This is a genomic window from Stenotrophomonas sp. YJH_SMC_19, assembly GCF_059367915.1.
The window spans coordinates 19679-36261 of record NZ_JCAFRI010000001.1 but is presented as its reverse complement, the minus strand read 5'-3'; the positions used below and the strand labels follow the sequence as shown (position 1 = coordinate 36261).

Annotated in this window: 15 protein-coding genes; all 15 read right to left on the bottom strand. The window is 66.9% G+C overall.

The window, feature by feature from the left end:
• Window positions 1-204: 204 nt before the first annotated feature.
• The 15 genes from rnhB to rpsB all read right to left on the bottom strand — a co-directional run bounded on the left by rnhB (window position 205) and on the right by rpsB (window position 16577).
• Window positions 205-876: a ribonuclease HII gene (rnhB, locus tag AC5P5R_RS00155; RefSeq protein ID WP_005412735.1), complete on the bottom strand. Its 672-nt coding sequence runs from the start codon at window positions 874-876 to the stop codon at window positions 205-207.
• The gene (gene lpxB / locus AC5P5R_RS00150; RefSeq protein ID WP_043034888.1) at window positions 873-2075 is read right to left on the bottom strand and encodes a lipid-A-disaccharide synthase; all 1203 of its coding nucleotides are present in this window, start codon (window positions 2073-2075) and stop codon (window positions 873-875) included. The genes rnhB and lpxB overlap by 4 nt, the downstream gene beginning before the upstream one ends.
• Window positions 2076-2128: 53 nt before the next feature.
• Window positions 2129-2920: an acyl-ACP--UDP-N-acetylglucosamine O-acyltransferase gene (gene lpxA / locus AC5P5R_RS00145; protein WP_005412736.1), complete on the bottom strand. Its 792-nt coding sequence runs from the start codon at window positions 2918-2920 to the stop codon at window positions 2129-2131.
• A gap of 16 nt (window positions 2921-2936) precedes the next feature.
• Window positions 2937-3395: a 3-hydroxyacyl-ACP dehydratase FabZ gene (gene fabZ, locus AC5P5R_RS00140; RefSeq protein ID WP_005408737.1), complete on the bottom strand. Its 459-nt coding sequence runs from the start codon at window positions 3393-3395 to the stop codon at window positions 2937-2939.
• Window positions 3392-4414: a UDP-3-O-(3-hydroxymyristoyl)glucosamine N-acyltransferase gene (lpxD, locus tag AC5P5R_RS00135; RefSeq protein WP_005408738.1), complete on the bottom strand. Its 1023-nt coding sequence runs from the start codon at window positions 4412-4414 to the stop codon at window positions 3392-3394. The genes fabZ and lpxD overlap by 4 nt, the downstream gene beginning before the upstream one ends.
• 440 nt (window positions 4415-4854) lie before the next feature.
• On the bottom strand, window positions 4855-7218 hold the full coding sequence (bamA, locus tag AC5P5R_RS00130; RefSeq protein ID WP_164281482.1) for an outer membrane protein assembly factor BamA: 2364 nt from the start codon (window positions 7216-7218) through the stop codon (window positions 4855-4857).
• A 74-nt stretch (window positions 7219-7292) separates the two neighbouring features.
• Window positions 7293-8651, bottom strand: coding sequence for an RIP metalloprotease RseP (gene rseP / locus AC5P5R_RS00125; protein ID WP_005408740.1), 1359 nt, complete (start codon window positions 8649-8651; stop codon window positions 7293-7295).
• 55 nt (window positions 8652-8706) lie between these two features.
• Entirely contained in the window at window positions 8707-9897 is a 1191-nt protein-coding gene (dxr, locus tag AC5P5R_RS00120) for a 1-deoxy-D-xylulose-5-phosphate reductoisomerase (protein ID WP_100438040.1), read from the bottom strand.
• Window positions 9898-9899: 2 nt separating this feature from the next.
• Window positions 9900-10736, bottom strand: a complete 837-nt coding sequence (locus AC5P5R_RS00115) for a phosphatidate cytidylyltransferase (RefSeq protein WP_005408742.1) — start codon at window positions 10734-10736, stop codon at window positions 9900-9902.
• Window positions 10733-11500 carry a polyprenyl diphosphate synthase gene (uppS, locus tag AC5P5R_RS00110; RefSeq protein WP_005408743.1) on the bottom strand — a complete coding sequence of 256 codons (768 nt, stop codon included), beginning with the start codon at window positions 11498-11500 and terminating at the stop codon, window positions 10733-10735. Before uppS ends, AC5P5R_RS00115 begins: the two co-directional genes overlap by 4 nt.
• Window positions 11501-11505: 5 nt before the next feature.
• Window positions 11506-12060 (bottom strand): ribosome recycling factor, encoded by a 555-nt coding sequence (gene frr, locus AC5P5R_RS00105; protein WP_005408744.1) that lies wholly within the window; start codon window positions 12058-12060, stop codon window positions 11506-11508.
• A 96-nt stretch (window positions 12061-12156) separates the two neighbouring features.
• Window positions 12157-12885 (bottom strand): UMP kinase, encoded by a 729-nt coding sequence (pyrH, locus tag AC5P5R_RS00100; RefSeq protein WP_005408745.1) that lies wholly within the window; start codon window positions 12883-12885, stop codon window positions 12157-12159.
• Window positions 12886-13006: 121 nt separating this feature from the next.
• A complete protein-coding gene (locus AC5P5R_RS00095; RefSeq protein WP_005412741.1) occupies window positions 13007-14545 on the bottom strand; it encodes a GGDEF domain-containing protein in 1539 nt (512 codons plus the stop codon).
• A 224-nt stretch (window positions 14546-14769) separates the two neighbouring features.
• Window positions 14770-15645: a translation elongation factor Ts gene (gene tsf / locus AC5P5R_RS00090; RefSeq protein WP_005408747.1), complete on the bottom strand. Its 876-nt coding sequence runs from the start codon at window positions 15643-15645 to the stop codon at window positions 14770-14772.
• A 125-nt stretch (window positions 15646-15770) separates the two neighbouring features.
• On the bottom strand, window positions 15771-16577 hold the full coding sequence (gene rpsB / locus AC5P5R_RS00085) for a 30S ribosomal protein S2 (protein WP_005408748.1): 807 nt from the start codon (window positions 16575-16577) through the stop codon (window positions 15771-15773).
• Window positions 16578-16583: the final 6 nt, after the last annotated feature.

The following is a 16583-nucleotide window of genomic DNA, read 5'->3' as shown; positions in this document are numbered from 1 at the left end:
GCCCCGGGTGCTGACGGGGGAATCGTCGCCGGGGTCGGGAAGCGCTGGAGTGCCCGGTCAGGGTAGCGAGGGCTGGAGGGCGCGACAAGCTCTTGACGGCATGCGATATCGCATCCGCGCTATCGCTCCCTACGGTTCGCTGGCAAACCGCGGGCCCCGCCTGACCCTGCTTTCGCAGCCGGGTGCAGCGACCGTTCAGGCGATTCAGGCGATTGCGATGTCTGCGGTCACAGCTGCCGGGTTTTCCAGGCACTCACGCACCGGGGCGAAGCTGCGCCGGTGCTCCATGCAGGGGCCGTGCTCGCGCAGGGCGGCCAGATGGGCCGGGGTGCCGTAGCCCTTGTGCTGCTCGAAGCCGTACTGCGGGTGGCGGGCATGCACGTCCTGCATGTAGCGGTCGCGCGAGACCTTGGCCAGGATCGAGGCGGCCATGATTGCGCGGTCGATGCCATCACCGCCGACCAGCGCCTGCGCCGGCAGTACCAGGCCCTTGGGCACCACGTTGCCGTCGATGCGGGCGAAGCCGGCCACGTGGGCGACCGCTGCAACGACGTCACGCATGCCCTGCAGGGTGGCCTGGTAGATGTTCAGGCGGTCGATGGTGTCCACGTCCACCAGCACCACGTGCCAGGCCAGGGCACGTTCGATGATGCGGTCATGCAGTTGCTCGCGGCGGGCTGCGGTGAGTTGCTTGGAATCGTCCAGGCCGTTGATGCGTGGCCGTGCCGGGTCGAACACCACCGCCGCCACCGCGACCGGTCCGGCCAGCGGACCGCGGCCGGCTTCGTCGACGCCGGCGACCAGACGCTCCGGCTCGACCACGGCAGCACCGTCGAACAGGGCCAGGCTGGCCGCTGCGGCGTGGCGGCGGCTCATGCCTGGGCCTGGTCGCGCATCAACAGCTCGCCCACAGCGTCGGCCGCGCGGGCCGAGGCATTGCGGCGCAGTCGTTGATGCAGGCGGGCATAGGTGTCCTGCAGGTCGGTCACCCGCTGCGGGTGGTCGAACCATTGCTGGATGGCCGCCGCCAGCTTGTCCGGCGTGCAGTCGTGCTGCATCAGTTCCGGTGCCAGGTCCTGGCCCGCCAGGATGTTGGGCAGGGCAAAGCGGTCGACCTTGATCAGGCCCAGCGCCTTGACCAGGCGGTAGGTCAGCTCGTTGACGCGGTAACCGACCACCATCGGCCGCTTGACCAGCATCGCCTCCAGCGTCGCGGTGCCCGAGGCCAGCACCACCACATCGGCGGCGATCATCGCGTTGCGCGCCTCACCGTCGAGTACATGCGAGAAGGCTACCGGCAGCGCCGAGCGTGACAGCTGCTCTTCGATCAGGCGCTTGCAGGCCGGGTTGGCGGCAGGCACTACCACGTGCAGGCCGGGGATGCGCTCGGAGACCTGCCAGGCGGCCTCGAAGAACGGTTCACCGAGGCGCGAGATTTCGCCCAGGCGGCTGCCCGGCAGCACCGCCAGCACCTTGGCCGAGGTCGGCAGGCCAAGCGCGGCGCGCGCTTCCTCGCGGTTGCCCTGCAGGGGGATGTCATCGGCCATCGGATGGCCAACGAAGCGCGCGTCGATGCCGTGCCTGGCATAGATCGGGGGTTCCATCGGGAACAGGCACAGCACCAGGTCGGCGCTGCTGCCGATCTTCTCGGCGCGCTTCTCGCGCCAGGCCCAGACGGAGGGGCTGACGTAGTGCACGGTGCGCACGCCGCGCTGCTTCAGCCAGCGTTCGATGCCCAGGTTGAAGTCGGGCGCGTCGATGCCGATGAACACGTCCGGCTGCCATTCCAGTGCACGCTGGCGGAACGCGGAACGCAGTTTCAGCAGGCGTGGCAGGTGGCGCAGCACTTCGGTCAGGCCCATCACCGCCAGCTCGCTGGCATCGTGCCAGGTCAGGCAGCCGGCGCTGCGCATGGCATCGCCACCGATGCCGGCGAATTCGGCATTCGGAAAGCGTGCCTTCAGCTCGCGCACCAGGCCCGCACCCAGCAGGTCACCGGAGGCCTCACCGGCCACCAGAGCGATCCGCAACGGGCGCTCGCTGAGCACCCGCTGCGCGGGGACGCTGCCGGCCATCGAGGCCAGCGGAATCACGGCGGCGCCGGCCGGCGCCTGGCCGGTCGTGCTGCTCATCGCAGCAAGGGCCTCTCAGCGTGCTCGATGAAGTCCAGCATGGCCTTCACGTCATCGCTGTCGCGTGCCTGTTCGGTCAGCTGCACCTTGGCTTCGGCCAGCGGCAGGCCCGCCACGTACAGGGTGCGGTAGGCGCGCTTGATGGCGGAGATCCGCTCGGCGTCGAAGCCACGACGCTTCAGCCCTTCGCTGTTGATGCCGCGCGGGCGGCCCAGCGAATCGGTGCCGACCATGGTGAACGGCGGAACGTCGCCGTTGGTCAGCGCGCCCATGCCGAGGAAGGCGTGGGCACCGATGCGGCAGAACTGGTGGGCACCAGCGAAGCCGCTGATGATCACGTAGTCGCCCACGGTCACGTGGCCGGCCAGGGTGGTGTTGTTGGAGAACACGCAGAAGTTGCCGACATGGCAGTCGTGCGCCACGTGCGTGTAGGCCAGCATCCAGTTGTCGTTGCCGATCGTGGTGATGCCGCCGCCGCCGCCGGTGCCACGGTTCAGGGTGACGAACTCGCGGAACACGTTGCGGTCGCCGATCACCAGTTCGGTGCGTTCGCCAGCGAACTTCTTGTCCTGCGGCTCGCCACCGATCGCGGCGTGGCCGATGAAGCGGTTGTCACGGCCGATCCTGGTCGGGCCGTGGATGCTGCAATGGGGGCCGACCACTGTGCCGGCGCCGATTTCCACATCGGCACCGATCAGGGTGAACGCGCCGACCTGGACGTCGTCGGCCAGGCGCGCGGCCGGATCGATGACGGCAGTCGGGTGGATCCGTGGTGCGTTGTCAGTCATTGCTGCCTCCCGTGGATCAGCCCTTGGCACCGGCGCACATGACCTCGGCCGAGGCAACGACTTCACCGTTGACCTTGGCCTCGCCGTAGTACCAGCCCATGTTGCGGATCAGGCGCTTCATCTGCACATCCAGCATCAGCACGTCGCCGGGCACGACCTGCTTGTTGAAGCGGGCGTTTTCCACCTTGACCATGTAGAACAGCTTGGACTGCGCATCGCGGCCAAGCGTCAGCTGGGTCATCACGCCACCGGCCTGGGCCAGCGCTTCGATGATCAGCACGCCGGGCATGATCGGGCGGCCCGGGAAGTGACCCTGGAAGAACGGCTCGTTGATGCTGACGTTCTTCTGCGCCAGGATGCGCTTGGCGTCGATGTCGAGCTCAAGCACCCGGTCCACCAGCAGGAACGGGTAGCGGTGCGGGAGCAGTTCCTGAATCTGGCAGACGTCGATCGGAAGCTGCAGCGTGTCGTTCATTCTTTCTCCTTGCCAGCGGCCAGGACGCGGCGAGCCAATGCGTCCAGCTGCTTGAAGCGCGCGGCGTTCTTGCGCCACGTGCGGTTGTCGGTCAACGGGGTGCCGGACGAGTACTCGCCCGGCTCATGGATGGAATTGCGGACCACCGACTTGCCGGTGATCACGACCTTGTCGCAGATCTCGAGGTGGCCGACCACGCCGACGTGGCCACCGAGCAGGCAGTAGCGGCCGATCCTGGCGCTGCCGGCGATGCCGGTGCAGCCGGCGATGGCCGAGTGCGCACCGATCTGCACGTTGTGCGCGATCTGTACCAGGTTGTCCAGCCGCACGTCTTCGTCCAGCACGGTGTCTTCCAGTGCACCACGGTCGACGCAGGTGTTGGCGCCGATTTCGCAATCGTCGCCGATGCGCACGCCGCCGAGCTGCGGCACCTTGATCCACTTGCCGGCGTCCATTGCCAGGCCGAAGCCATCGGCACCGAGCACGGCACCGGGGTGCACGCGCACGCGCTTGCCGAGCTTGACCCGGGTGACCAGGGTGACCCGGGCGATCAGTTCGCAGCCGCTGTCCAGGCTGCAGTCTTCGCCGATCACGCTGCCGGTGCCGATGATGCAGTTCTCGCCGACCACGCTGCGCGCGCCGATGGAGACGAAGGGGCCGATGTGGGCGCTGGCGGCGACCTGGGCGCTGGGATCGATGACGGCGCTGGGGTGGATGCCCGGTGGGCGCGTGGGCGCGATGTCGAACAGCGCGGCGATCTTGGCGAAGGTGGTGTACGGGTCCTTGGCCACGAGCGCGGCGCCGGGGGCGGCCTCGGCGTCGTCGGCGCGCAGCACGACCAGCGAGGCCTGGCTGTCGGCCAGCTGGGCGCGGTAGCGTGGATTGGCGAGGAAGGTCAGCTGGCCAGGACCGGCGTGGGCGAGGGTGGCCACGCCGTGGATGGCGGTGGCGGGGTCGCCATGGACCTGCAGGCCGAACTGCTCGGCGAGTTGCTGGGCGGTGTAGGTGGGAGTATTCACGGCGGGAGTTTAACGTGTGACGCCATTGCGGTCATGCGGGGGGCATATGCAGCCAACGGCAGGGCCCCTCGCGGCCGGCAGAGCCAGTGTCATGGGCTGGGTCGGACGGGGCGGGACTGCGGGGGGCGGCGCAAGTACGTCCATGTAGCCTTGGTCGCCGCATCCATGCGGCTCACACCCCCGCAGCCCCACCCCGTCCGACCTCCGACGGCCTGGCGCGAGTGCCAGCCACGGAAAAACAGAAAAAATCAAAAGCGGGGTGCGCGCTTCCCGCATCCGGACTAAACGAAAACGCCGGGCAATGCCCGGCGCTTCGCACCCCGTCTGGTGGAGAGCCCCCCTTCTGTTAAGGGGGGCGCGCCAATGGCGCGGGGGACAGGAGGTAGGTCGGGACCCGCTGCTTGCGCAGCAAGCCGCGGCGCACCTTCGGTGGTCAGTTCTTAGAACTGACCACCGAAGGTAAATTGCAGGCGTTCGATCTTGTCGCCGTCTTCCTTCTTCAGCGGGAACGCGTAGCTGATCGAGATCGGGCCGACCGGGGCGCGCCACAGCAGGGCGACACCGGTGGAGACGCGCAGTTCGTTGGCCTTGAAGTTCTTGGTGCCGTTGTAGACGTTACCGAAGTCGACGAAGGCCGACACGCGTGCAGACGGGCTGTCGAACAGGCGCGGGAAGTAGGCTTCGACCGAACCGACGGTCTTCAGCGAACCACCCAGCGGCTGGCCTTCCGGGTAACCGTCGGTGGCTTCGCGCGGGCCGAGGGTGTTGTCCTCGAAGCCGCGTACCGAGTTGGTACCACCGGCATAGAAGTTCTCGAAGAACGGCAGGCCGCTGGCGGTGACGGTACGGGTGGTGCCATCGGCATTGGTGATCGTACGGGTGTAGTCCTTGCCGTAGGCATCGCCGTAGCCCACTTCGGCGCGGGTGTTGATCACCAGCGACGGCATGATCGGCCAGTACTTGCTGATCTGGTAGTTCAGCTTGTAGTACTCGATGGTCGAGCCCGGCAGCGTGGTTTCCAGACCAACGCGCTGGTAGGTACCGCGGGTCGGCATGAAGTAATCGTTGCGCGAGTCGCGCGCCCAGCCCAGCTCGGTACGCCAGGCATGGAAGGTGCGGGTACCGACCGCATCGATGTAATCGATGATCGAGGGCGGGGTCGAGCCACGGTAGGTCGTGATCTGGTTGCTGTCGATGCCGAACATCAGCGAGACGGTGTCGGTTTCGGTCAGCGGCACGCCGAACACCACCTGCGCAGAACCATTGGTGCTGTTGTACTGCGCGGTGTTGAAGTCGGAGTAGTCCAGTTCACGCCAGGACAGGTTGTAGCCCAGCGAAACGCCGTCGTCGGTGAAGTACGGGTTGGTGTAGCTGAAGCCGTAGCGCTGCAGGTAGCTGCTGCGCGAGGCTTCGACCGACACGCGGTTGCCGCCGCCGAGGAAGTTGTTCTGCGACAGCTGCACCGAGGTGGTCATGCCGTAGGACTGCGAATAGCCCAGGCCGAACACGAAGCTGCCGGAGGTGGTTTCCTTGACGTTGTAGACGACGTCGACCTGGTCGTTGCTGCCGCTGACGGCCGGGGTCTCGACGTCCACCGACTCGAAGTAGCCCAGGCGCTGCAGGCGGATCTTGGAGCGGTCGATCGCGGCCTGCGAGTACCAGCTGTTCTCGAACTGGCGCATTTCGCGACGCATCACTTCGTCGGAGGTGCGGGTATTGCCACGGAACAGGATGCGGCGCACCGACACGCGCGGGCCGGGCACGACCTGCATGTTGATCCCTACCGTCTGTTCGGCACGGTTGGTGGTCGGGATCGGGTTCACCTTGGCGAACGCGTAGCCGATGTTGGACAGCGAGTTGGTGATGGTGTCCGAGCTGAATTCCAGCAGGGCACGCGAGAACGTGTCGCCCGGCTTCTGGATCACCATGCGCTCGACGTCCTCCTGCGGAAGGATGGTGTCGCCGCTGACCTTGATCTCGGAGATCTTGTACTGCGCACCCTCGGTCACGCCCGCGGTGAGGAACATGTCGCGCTTGTCGGGGCTGATCGAGACCTGGGTGGAATCGATGCTGAAGTCGACGTAGCCGCGGTCCAGGTACCACGAGTTGAGCTTTTCCAGGTCGCCGGACAGCTTTTCCTTGGAGTACTGGTCGTCACGGCGGTACCACGACGCCCAGTTGTGCTCCTTGGACTCCCAGGTCTCCAGGATGTCCTTGCTCTCGAACTTCTCGGTGCCGACCAGGTTGACGTGGCGGATCTTGGCCGCCTTGCCTTCCTTGATGGCGATCGCGATGTCCACGCGGTTGCGGTCCAGCGGGCTCACGGTCGGGGTGATCTCGACGGTGTACTTGCCGCGGTCGTTGTACTGGCGGCGCAGTTCCTGGGTCACGCGGTCCAGGCTCAGGCGGTCGAAGGTGCCACCCTCGGTCAGGCCGATGTCGGACAGACCCTTGAGCAGCTGCTCGGACTTGATGTCCTTGTTGCCGGTCACGGTCAGCTTGTTGATCGCCGGGCGTTCCTTGACGGTCACCACCAGGATGCTGCCCTGGCGGTCCAGCTGCACGTCTTCGAAGAAGCCGGTCTTGTACAGCGCGCGGATGGTCTCGCCGACCTTGTTGTCGGTGATCGTCTCGCCCCGTTCCACCGGCAGGTAGGTGAACACCGTGCCCGAGCTGATGCGCTGCAGGCCATCGACGCGGATGTCGCTGACAGTGAAGGGCTCGGCTGCCTGGGCCAGGGCGGGAGCGCCGGTGACGGCGGCGAGGGCGAGGGCCAGCAGGCGGCGATTGGGGAGTCGCGTCATGTCACGTCCGGTAGGAAGGTCGATTTCATTGGTGCGGGATGCCGACGCTGTAGACGGCAACAACGTGGAAAAGTTCATCGCGGGACCAGGCCGAGGATGTCGTTGTAGAACGCCAACCCCATCAGCCCGGCCAGCAACGCCAGGCCGATGTATTGGCCGGCGGCGATGGCACGCTCGCTCAGCGGGCTGCCCTTGACCAACTCGATAAGGTAATACAGCAGGTGCCCGCCGTCCAAGATCGGGATCGGCAACAGGTTGATGATGCACAGGCTGAGTGACAGCAGGGCAAGGAACTGCAGGAACCAGTCGAGGCCGCGTTTGGCCGAGACATTGGCCACGCGGGCGATGGTGACCGGCCCGGAAACGTTCTGCAGCGAGGCTTTGCCGGTGACGATGCGGGCCATCATGCCCAGCGAATCGGCGGCAAGCCGGCCGGTTTCACGTACGGCGACGGTCACTGCATCCAGCGGCCCATAGCGCAGCAGGGTGTCGTAGGAGGGGCTGTAGGTGGTGGGGAAGCCGACGCCGATCTGCCAGACCGGGTTGCCCTTGCCATCCTTGCCCTGGCGGGGCGTGACTTCCAGTGCAAGGCGTTCACCGCCTCGCAGGACCTCGATCATGCCGGGGCCTCCGGCACGGCCGAGGGCCTGGATCTCGCCGATCACCTGGTCGACGCTGTCGATGCGCTGGCCGTCGATCGCCACGATCAGGTCGCCCGGCTGCAGCAGCCCGGTGACCACCGAATCGGCGGTGAGCGAGTCGACCAGTGCCGGCTGCAGCCACGATTGCCAGTACAGGCCGGCCAGGATCGGTACCCGTCGTTCATCGAAGCCGGCGGGCAGCTGCGACAGCGGCAGGGTGCGCACGCGCACCTGGTCCGCAGGGTCGAGTACCTCAAGCGTGACGTCGCGGCGATCCATCGCGGCGGCGGTCAGCGCCATGCTGGCCTCGCCCAGGGTGGCGACCTGGCGCTCATCCACCCGCAGAACGCGGTCACCGCTGAGCAGTCCGGCGCTGGCGGCGATGCCGTCAACCCGGCCGATCGTCGGCGAGTAGTCCTGCTTGCCGATCACGAACATCGCCCACAGCAGCAGGATGCACAGCAGCAGATTGGCGATCGGCCCTGCAGCAACAATGGCGATGCGCTGCCACACGGTCTTGTGGTTGAAGGCCTGGCCGCGCTCGTGGGGATGGACCTCGACCTCACGTTCGTCGAGGAACTTCACGTAGCCACCCAGCGGGATGGCGGCAATGGCGAACTCGGTGCCGTGCCTGTCGCGGCGCGACCACAGCGGACGGCCGAAGCCGACCGAGAAGCGCAGGATCTTGACCCCACAGAGGCGGCCGACCCAGTAATGCCCGAACTCGTGGAACGTGACCAGCAGCCCGAGGCTGACAATCATCCACCAGACCGATCCGAGGAAGTCAGTCATGCAGGCTCACAGTGGCGGGCAGGGGCGGCGGCGTCATGCTGGGCGAGGCGGTCGTTCAGGCGGCGTCGATGGCGTTCAGGGTGAGCTGGCGTGCCCGCTGGTCGGCGGACAACAGGACCTCCAGTGTATCGGCTGGCTGGGTCGGCAGTGTTGAAAGAGCGTTAGCAACCAGCTCCGGGATGGTCAGGAAACCGATCCGGCCCTGAAGAAATGCTGAAACCGCCTCTTCATTGGCGGCGTTCAGCACCGCCGGGGCAGTACCGCCGGCCTGCATGGCCTGCCAGGCCAGCGCCAGGCAGGGGAAGGCGTCGGTGTCAGGCGCCTCGAAATCCAGCCGGCCCTGCGCCAGCAGGTCCAGCCCGGCCACGCCCGATTCGATGCGCTGCGGCCAGCCCAGGCCGACCGCCAGGGTGGTGCGCATGTCCGGCAGGCCCATCTGGGCCAGGGTCGAGCCGTCGACGAATTCGACCAGCGAATGGACCAGGCTCTGCGGGTGCACCAGCACCTCGATGCGCTCGCCGGGCACCGAGAACAGATGGTGCGCCTCGATGACTTCCAGGCCCTTGTTCATCAACGTCGCCGAATCGACCGAGATCTTCGGGCCCATCGACCACTTCGGGTGAGCCACGGCCTGGGCCGGGGTGACCTCGGCCAGCTCGGCGCGGCTGCGGCCGCGGAACGGGCCGCCCGACGCGGTCAGCAGGATGCGGCGCACGCCGGCGCCGTCGATGCTGGCGTCGCGCGAACGCAGGCACTGGAAGATCGCGCTGTGCTCGCTATCGATCGGAATGATCTCGGCGCCGGCGCGCTCGGCGGTGCGGGTCAGCAGCTCGCCGGCCAGTACCAGCGATTCCTTGTTGGCCAGCAGGATGCGCTTGCCGGCCGCAGCGGCGGCGAGGGTCGAGGACAGCCCTGCAGCACCGACAATGGCCGCGACGACCGTGTCGCAGGCATCGCTTGCTGCCAGCTGATCCAGTGCGGCATGACCGGCGTGGGCCTCGGTCGACAGCCCGGCATCGCGGAGGCCGTCGCGCAGTTCGGTGAACCGCGCTTCGTCGGCGATGACCGCGTGCGCGGGCTTGTGCTGGCGGCACAGGGCCAGCAGTGCCTGCACCTGGCGGCCGGCGGCCAGCACCGTGGCCTGGTAGCGCTGCGGGTGGCGGGCGATGACGTCCAGCGTGGAGGCACCGATCGAGCCGGTGGCGCCGTATACGGCGACCCGGCGCAGGTCTGCGACAGCATTCATGGTCAGAACCCGAAGATTTCCTTGCCCAGCGCGAACACCGGCACGGCGGCGAGGACGCCGTCGACGCGGTCGAGCACGCCACCATGGCCCGGAATCAGGTTGCCCGAGTCCTTGGCACCGGCGTGGCGCTTGATCAGGCTTTCGAACAGGTCACCCAGCACCGACGCGAATACGGCCACCACCGAGGTGATCAGCAGGCCCGGCAGGTGCGCGATGTCGATGCCGGCCAGCCAGCCCAGTCCGAGGGCCACGGCGACACCGGCCAGCAGGCCGCCGAACAGGCCTTCCCAGGTCTTGTTGGGGCTGATCCGCGGCGCCAGCTTGTGCTTGCCGAAGTGACGGCCGGCGAAATAGGCGCCCGAATCGGCTGCCCAGACCAGTGCCAGTGCCGCCAGCAGCCACAGGTGGCCCTGCTTGCCTGGCGGGTCACCGCCAGCGTGGATCAGTACCAGCGCTGCCCAGGCAGGAACGATGGCCAGGGTGCCGGCCAGCATCTTCACGATCCGGGAGGGGGCCGTCGGCTGGGCGCCAAAGTTGAAGAAGCGCAGCCAGGCCAGCGCCGCCAGCCACCAGGCAACACCTGCCAGTGTGGTGATCTGGAACAGCACCAGCGTACTGCCATCGGCCCACACCAGCAGCACCATCAGCAGCAGGTTCAGCACCAGCAGCACGGTGCGCGCGAGGGTGTCTTCGATGCCGGCCAGCTTCAGCCATTCCCACAGGCCGATCAGCAGCACGGCGGCGGCGGCGGCGGCCAGCCATTGCGTCGGCAGCAGCAGGATCGCGGCAATGGCGAGCGGCGCCATGATCAGCGCGGCGAGGACTCGGGTCTTGGTCATGGGCTGGAGGTCTCGGTGGCCAGTGCGGCGATCTGGGCGCTGGTCAGGCCGAAACGACGCTCGCGGCTGCCATAGGCATCCAGCGCCTGCTGCAGCAGGGCGGCATCGAAGTCCGGCCACAGCGCCTCGGTGAACCACAGCTCGGTGTAGGCCAGTTGCCACAGCAGGAAGTTGCTGATGCGGGTGTCGCCACCGGTGCGGATGAACAGATCCGGCGGCGGCAGGTCGGCCAGGGCGACCTGGCTGCCCAGCAGCGATTCGTCGATCTGTTCGGGCAGCAGGCGTCCTGCGGCGACTTCAGCGGCCAGTGCGCGCGCGGCACGGGCGATGTCCTGGCGACCGCCGTAACTGGCGGCGATCGACAGGGTCAGGGTGGTGTTGTCGGCGGTGCGCTGCTCGGCCAGCTGCATGCGGCTGACCAGTCCGGCACCAAAGCGCTCGCGTTCGCCGATGAAGCGTACGCGCACGCCGCGTCGGTGCAGTTCGTCCACTTCGCGGTCGAGCGCGCCGAGGAACAGCTTCATCAGGGCGTCGACTTCTTCCTGCGGCCGGCCCCAGTTCTCGCTGGAAAACGCGAACAGGGTCAGCGCCGGAATGCCCAGTTCAAGGCAGCGCTCGATGGTGCGGTTGACCGCGCGCGCGCCGGCACGATGGCCGATCACGCGCGGGCGGCGGCGCTGCTGTGCCCAGCGCCCGTTGCCATCCATGATGATGGCGACGTGGCGGGGCAGGGTGGCCGGCAACGGAGGCGGGACTGAAGGCATCGACTTCAGACCGACAGCAGTTCTTTTTCCTTGTCGGCAACGACCTTGTCGACGTCCTTGATGTTGGTGTCGGTCAACTTCTGGATGTCGTCCTCACCGCGCTTCTTCTCGTCCTCGCTGATCGCCTTGTCCTTGACCAGCTTGGCGATTTCCTTGTTCGCGTCCTGACGGATGTTGCGGATCGCGATCTTGGCGCCTTCGCCTTCCTTCTGCACCTGCTTGACCAGCTCCTTGCGGCGCTCTTCGGTCGGCGGCGGCATGTTGATGCGGATCGCGGTGCCCAGCGTGTTCGGGGTGAACTCGGCGTTGTAGAGACCCTTCTCGATCTCCTTGATCATGCCCTTGTCGAACGGGGTGACCAGCAGCGAGTGCGCATCGGCGTTGGAGATCGAGGCAACCTGGTTCAGCGGGGTGCTGGCGTTGCCGTAGGCATTGACCGTCACGCGGTCCAGCAGGGCCGGCGTGGCACGCCCGGTCCGGATGGAGGTGAGGGTGTGCTTCAGAGCGTCGATGCTCTTGGCCATGCGCGTCTGCGCGTTGTTCTTGATGTCGTTGAGCATCGCCCGGTCCTGGATGTATCTGGAATCGGGCGATTATAGGCGAATACGGGACGCTGCCGGGCCTGAATCGGCCCGGTTGTCGCCGCGCGCTCAGGCTCAGGCCGGATCGCGGCCCTGGACCAGGGTGCCGATGTTCTCGCCGTTGAGGATCTTCAGCAGCTCGCCCGGCTGGCCCATGTCGAACACGCGCATCGGCAGGTCGCTGTCGCGGGCCAGTGCGAAGGCGGCGGTATCCATCACTTCCAGGCCGCGGCGGATCACTTCGTCATAGCTCAGGCTGTCGAAGCGGACCGCATCGCTGTGCTTGTTCGGGTCCTTGTCGTACACGCCATCGACCTTGGTGGCCTTCAGCAGCAGGTCGGCGCCGATCTCGATCGCGCGCAGGGCAGCGCCGGAGTCGGTGGTGAAGAACGGGCTGCCGACGCCGGCGGCGAAGATCACCAGGCGGCCCTTTTCCAGGTGGCGGATGGCGCGGCGGCGGATGTAGTCCTCGCACACGTCATTGATCTTGATCGCGCTCATCACGCGCGCCTTGGCGCCCAGCTTCTCCAGGGCGTCCTGCATGGCCAGGGCGTTGATGACCGTGGCCAGCATGCCCATCTGGTCGCCGGTGACCCGGTCCATGCCGCCTGCGGCAAGGCCGGCGCCGCGGAAGATGTTGCCGCCGCCGATCACCAGCGCCACTTCGGCACCGGCCTGCTGGGCTTCGATGACCTCGCGGGCCAGGCGATTGATGATCTTCGGGTCGATGCCGTAGTCCTCATCTCCCATCAGCGCCTCCCCGGACAGTTTCAGAAGGATGCGGCGATAGGCGAGCTTGGACATGGGGACCTCGGGTGCGTGGAAATCGCGGGCGATTCTACGCGCATGCGGCGTCGGGCCATAGTGTTTTGTGCACTGCGGCGTAAAATCCTGGCGTTCGCCCCGGTCATCCGGGGCTTCCGGTTCAGCCCAGCTCGGCGCCCGCGGTCGCTGACAGCTCGTCGTGGCCGAGGGCGCCGGGGGAGCGCGCGATCACCCGGTTGCGGCCGAGGTTCTTGGAGCGGTACAGCACGTCGTCGGCGGCGCGCAGCAGGTCCTGCACGTCGGCGAAGCGTTCGTAGCCGCCCTGGGTGGCCACGCCGGCGGAGAAGGTGACGAACAGCGGGCCGCCTTCCAGTTCGGCCATCGGCGTGGCAACGATGTTGGCCAGTACCCGGCGGATCACGTCCAGTGCTACCGTTTCGCTGGTGTTGGGCAGCAGCGCGACGAACTCCTCGCCGCCGAAGCGGGCCACGGTGTCGCTGTGGCGCAGCTGGCCCTGCAGTTTGCCGGCAAAGGCCCGCAGCACCTCGTCGCCGGTCAGGTGGCCATGGGCGTCGTTGATCTTCTTGAAGTCGTCCAGGTCGATGAAGGCCACCGACAGCGGCCAGCCCTGGCGACCGGCGCGCAGGAATTCCTGCTCCAGCACGGCTTCCAGCTGGCGCCGGTTGAGCACGCCGGTGAGGGCATCTCGATGGGCCTGGTCGGCCAGGCGCTTGGCCCGGGCTTCGAATTCGTCAGCGCGGCGACGGGCCTGGTCGGCATCCTGCAGTTCGCGCAGGTTGCGCAGGGTGGCCAGCTCCTGCGCGTGGTCGATCAGCTCGCGCACCCGCGAGGGGGAATTCAGGCCGGCCTCGAACAGGCTGGCGATGTCCGGCAGGGCCTCGCTGATGCGGGTCAGGACCTGGTCGAAACGGGCGCTGTCCAGTTCAAGGCGGTCATGCACCTGCTGCAGGGCGCGCTCGCGGGCGGCATCGGCGTCATCGTCCAGCCAGATGTCGGCCACGGCACCGGACAGCTGCACGCAGGCCTGGAACGGCGATTCCGCGGCGTCCAGGTCTTCGCTGTGGCTGATGCTCTCCACCAGGTAGCGCGGCAGGCCCCACTGCTCGGCCACCCAGGCGCCGACCTCGGCGTGGCTGCAGCCCAGTTCGTCGCGCTCGCGCGCGACCAGGTCGATGTTGTCGCGTGCTTCGCGCAGCAGCGGCAGGTAGCGCTCCGATTCGGCCTGGGCCAGGCACAGTACGCCCAGGTCCTGCAGCAGGCCGGCCAGCATCAGTTCTTCCAGCCGGCGCAGGCCGCGGGCCTGGCCCAGCTGGCTGGCAGCCAGCGCGCTGAGGATGCTGCGCTTCCAGGCGCGTTGGCGCAGGTCGTGGTCGGCGCCGGTGCCGCCGGTCAGCCCCTGGGTGACGGTGAAGCCGAGGGCCAGGCTGATCGTGGCATTCAGGCCGAGCATGGTCAGTGCCTGGCCGAGGTTCTCGATCCGGCGGCGGCTGGCGTACAGCGGCGAATTGGCGATGCGCAGCATGCGAGCGCTCAGCGCCATGTCGATGGCGATGATGTCGGCGGCGGTGGCGATATCCGCTTCCGGGTCCTGTGCCAGTTCGATGATGCGCAGGGCAATACCGGGTGGCGAGGGCAGGTTGCGGCAGAGCGCCAGGGCAGCTGTCAGCTCGGGAGGCATGTCGGGTCGTTCAATTCCATTGGGACAAGAATACCTAGGAATGCATCACAGTCCGCGATTTTCGTTCCTGCTAAATGACTGTTGATTCCCTGTGCCGAGTATCGGCTTGATTCGCGCGCAACGCAAAGGTGCCGCTGTGCGCACCCCACAGGGCCGCCGGCATAAAAAAAGAGCCGCGGTCTCCCGCGGCTCCTTCTGGTTGCTTCACAGCCGGAAGGCTGGAATCAGACCTGCATCGCCTTGGCAACTTCGGCGGCGTAGTCTTCCACCACCTTCTCGATGCCTTCGCCGACGATCAGCAGCTTGAAGCCAGCAACATCGGCGCCAGCGGCCTTGACCACCTGCTCGACGGTGGTGTCGCCCAGCACGTAGGTCTGGCCGTACAGGGTCACGTCGCTGACGATCTTGTTGATCTTGCCGCTGATGATCTTTTCCAGGATGTCGGCCGGCTTGGCCTTGTCCTTTTCGGACATCTTGGCCAGCTCGATTTCCTTTTCCTTCTCGACGAAGTCGGCCGGAACGTCCGCAGCCTTGTTGTGCGGCGGCTTCAGTGCAGCCACGTGCATGGCCAGGCCACGGGCCAGCTCGACGTCGCCGCCGATCAGATCGACCAGCACGCCGACCTTGCCGTTGGTGTGGACATACGCACCGATGTTGCCGGTGGTGTCGACATTCACCATGCGACGGATCTGGATGTTCTCACCCAGGGTCTGCACGGCGGTGGCGCGGGCTTCTTCAACGGTGCGGCCATCGGCCAGCTTGGCAGCCTTCACGGCTTCGACGTCGGTGGCGCCCGATGCCAGGGCGGCAGCGGCAACGGCATTGACGAAGGACTTGAAGTTGTCATCGTTGGCGACGAAGTCGGTTTCCGAGTTGACTTCGACCAGCACGGCCTTGCCGCCATCCTGGGCCAGGCCCAGACGGCCTTCGGCGGCCACGCGGTCAGCCTTCTTGTCGGCCTTGGCGGCGCCGGACTTGCGCATGGCTTCAGCAGCAGCGTCGATGTCGCCGTTGGCTTCGGTGAGCGCCTTCTTGCATTCCATCATGCCGGCGCCGGTGCGCTCGCGCAGTTCCTTGACCAGGGAAGCAGTGATTTCCACGGGATTACCTCACGAAAGAAAGGGGTTGGGCCGGCATGGTGGCCGGCCCGTGTGACACGGTCCTGTCACGCGCCAAAGGCTGCGCGCAGGGAGGGTGGACGCCGGGCGTCCACCCCGGGCCTGGATCAGGCCTGGGCGTCGTCGCCCTTCTTGGCAGCCTTCTTGGCCGGAGCGCGGCGGGCCGGCTTCTCTTCGCCTTCAGCAGCGGCTTCAGCGAACTCTTCCTCACGCACCGAAGCAGCATGCGGAGCAGCAGCCTTGCCTTCCAGCACGGCGTCGGCAGCGGCGCGGGCGTACAGCTGCACAGCGCGGATGGCGTCGTCGTTGCCCGGGATGGCGTAGTCCACCAGTTCCGGGTTGTAGTTGGTGTCGACCACAGCGATGACCGGGATGCCCAGCTTCTTGGCTTCCTTGATCGCGATGTCTTCGTGGCCGATGTCGATCACGAAGATGGCGTCCGGCAGGCGGTTCATGTCCTTGATGCCGCCCAGCGAGGCTTCCAGCTTGTCGCGCTCGCGACGCAGGCCCAGCACTTCGTGCTTGACCAGCTTCTCGAAGGTGCCGTCGGTTTCACCGGCTTCCAGTTCCTTCAGGCGGGCAACCGACTGCTTGACGGTACGGAAGTTGGTCAGGGTGCCGCCCAGCCAGCGCTGGTTCATGAACGGCATGCCGCAACGCTCGGCTTCTTCCTTGATGGTTTCGCGGGCGCTGCGCTTGGTGCCCAGGAACAGGACGGTGCCGCGCTTCTGGGCAACCGACGAGATGAAGTTCATCGCGTCGTTGAACAGCGGGACGGTCTTTTCCAGGTTGATGATGTGGATCTTGCCGCGGGCGCCGAAGATGTACGGAGCCATCTTGGGGTTCCAGTAGCGGGTCTGGTGGCCGAAGTGGACGCCGGCTTCCAGCATCTGACGCATGGTGACCTGGGGCATTGCAAT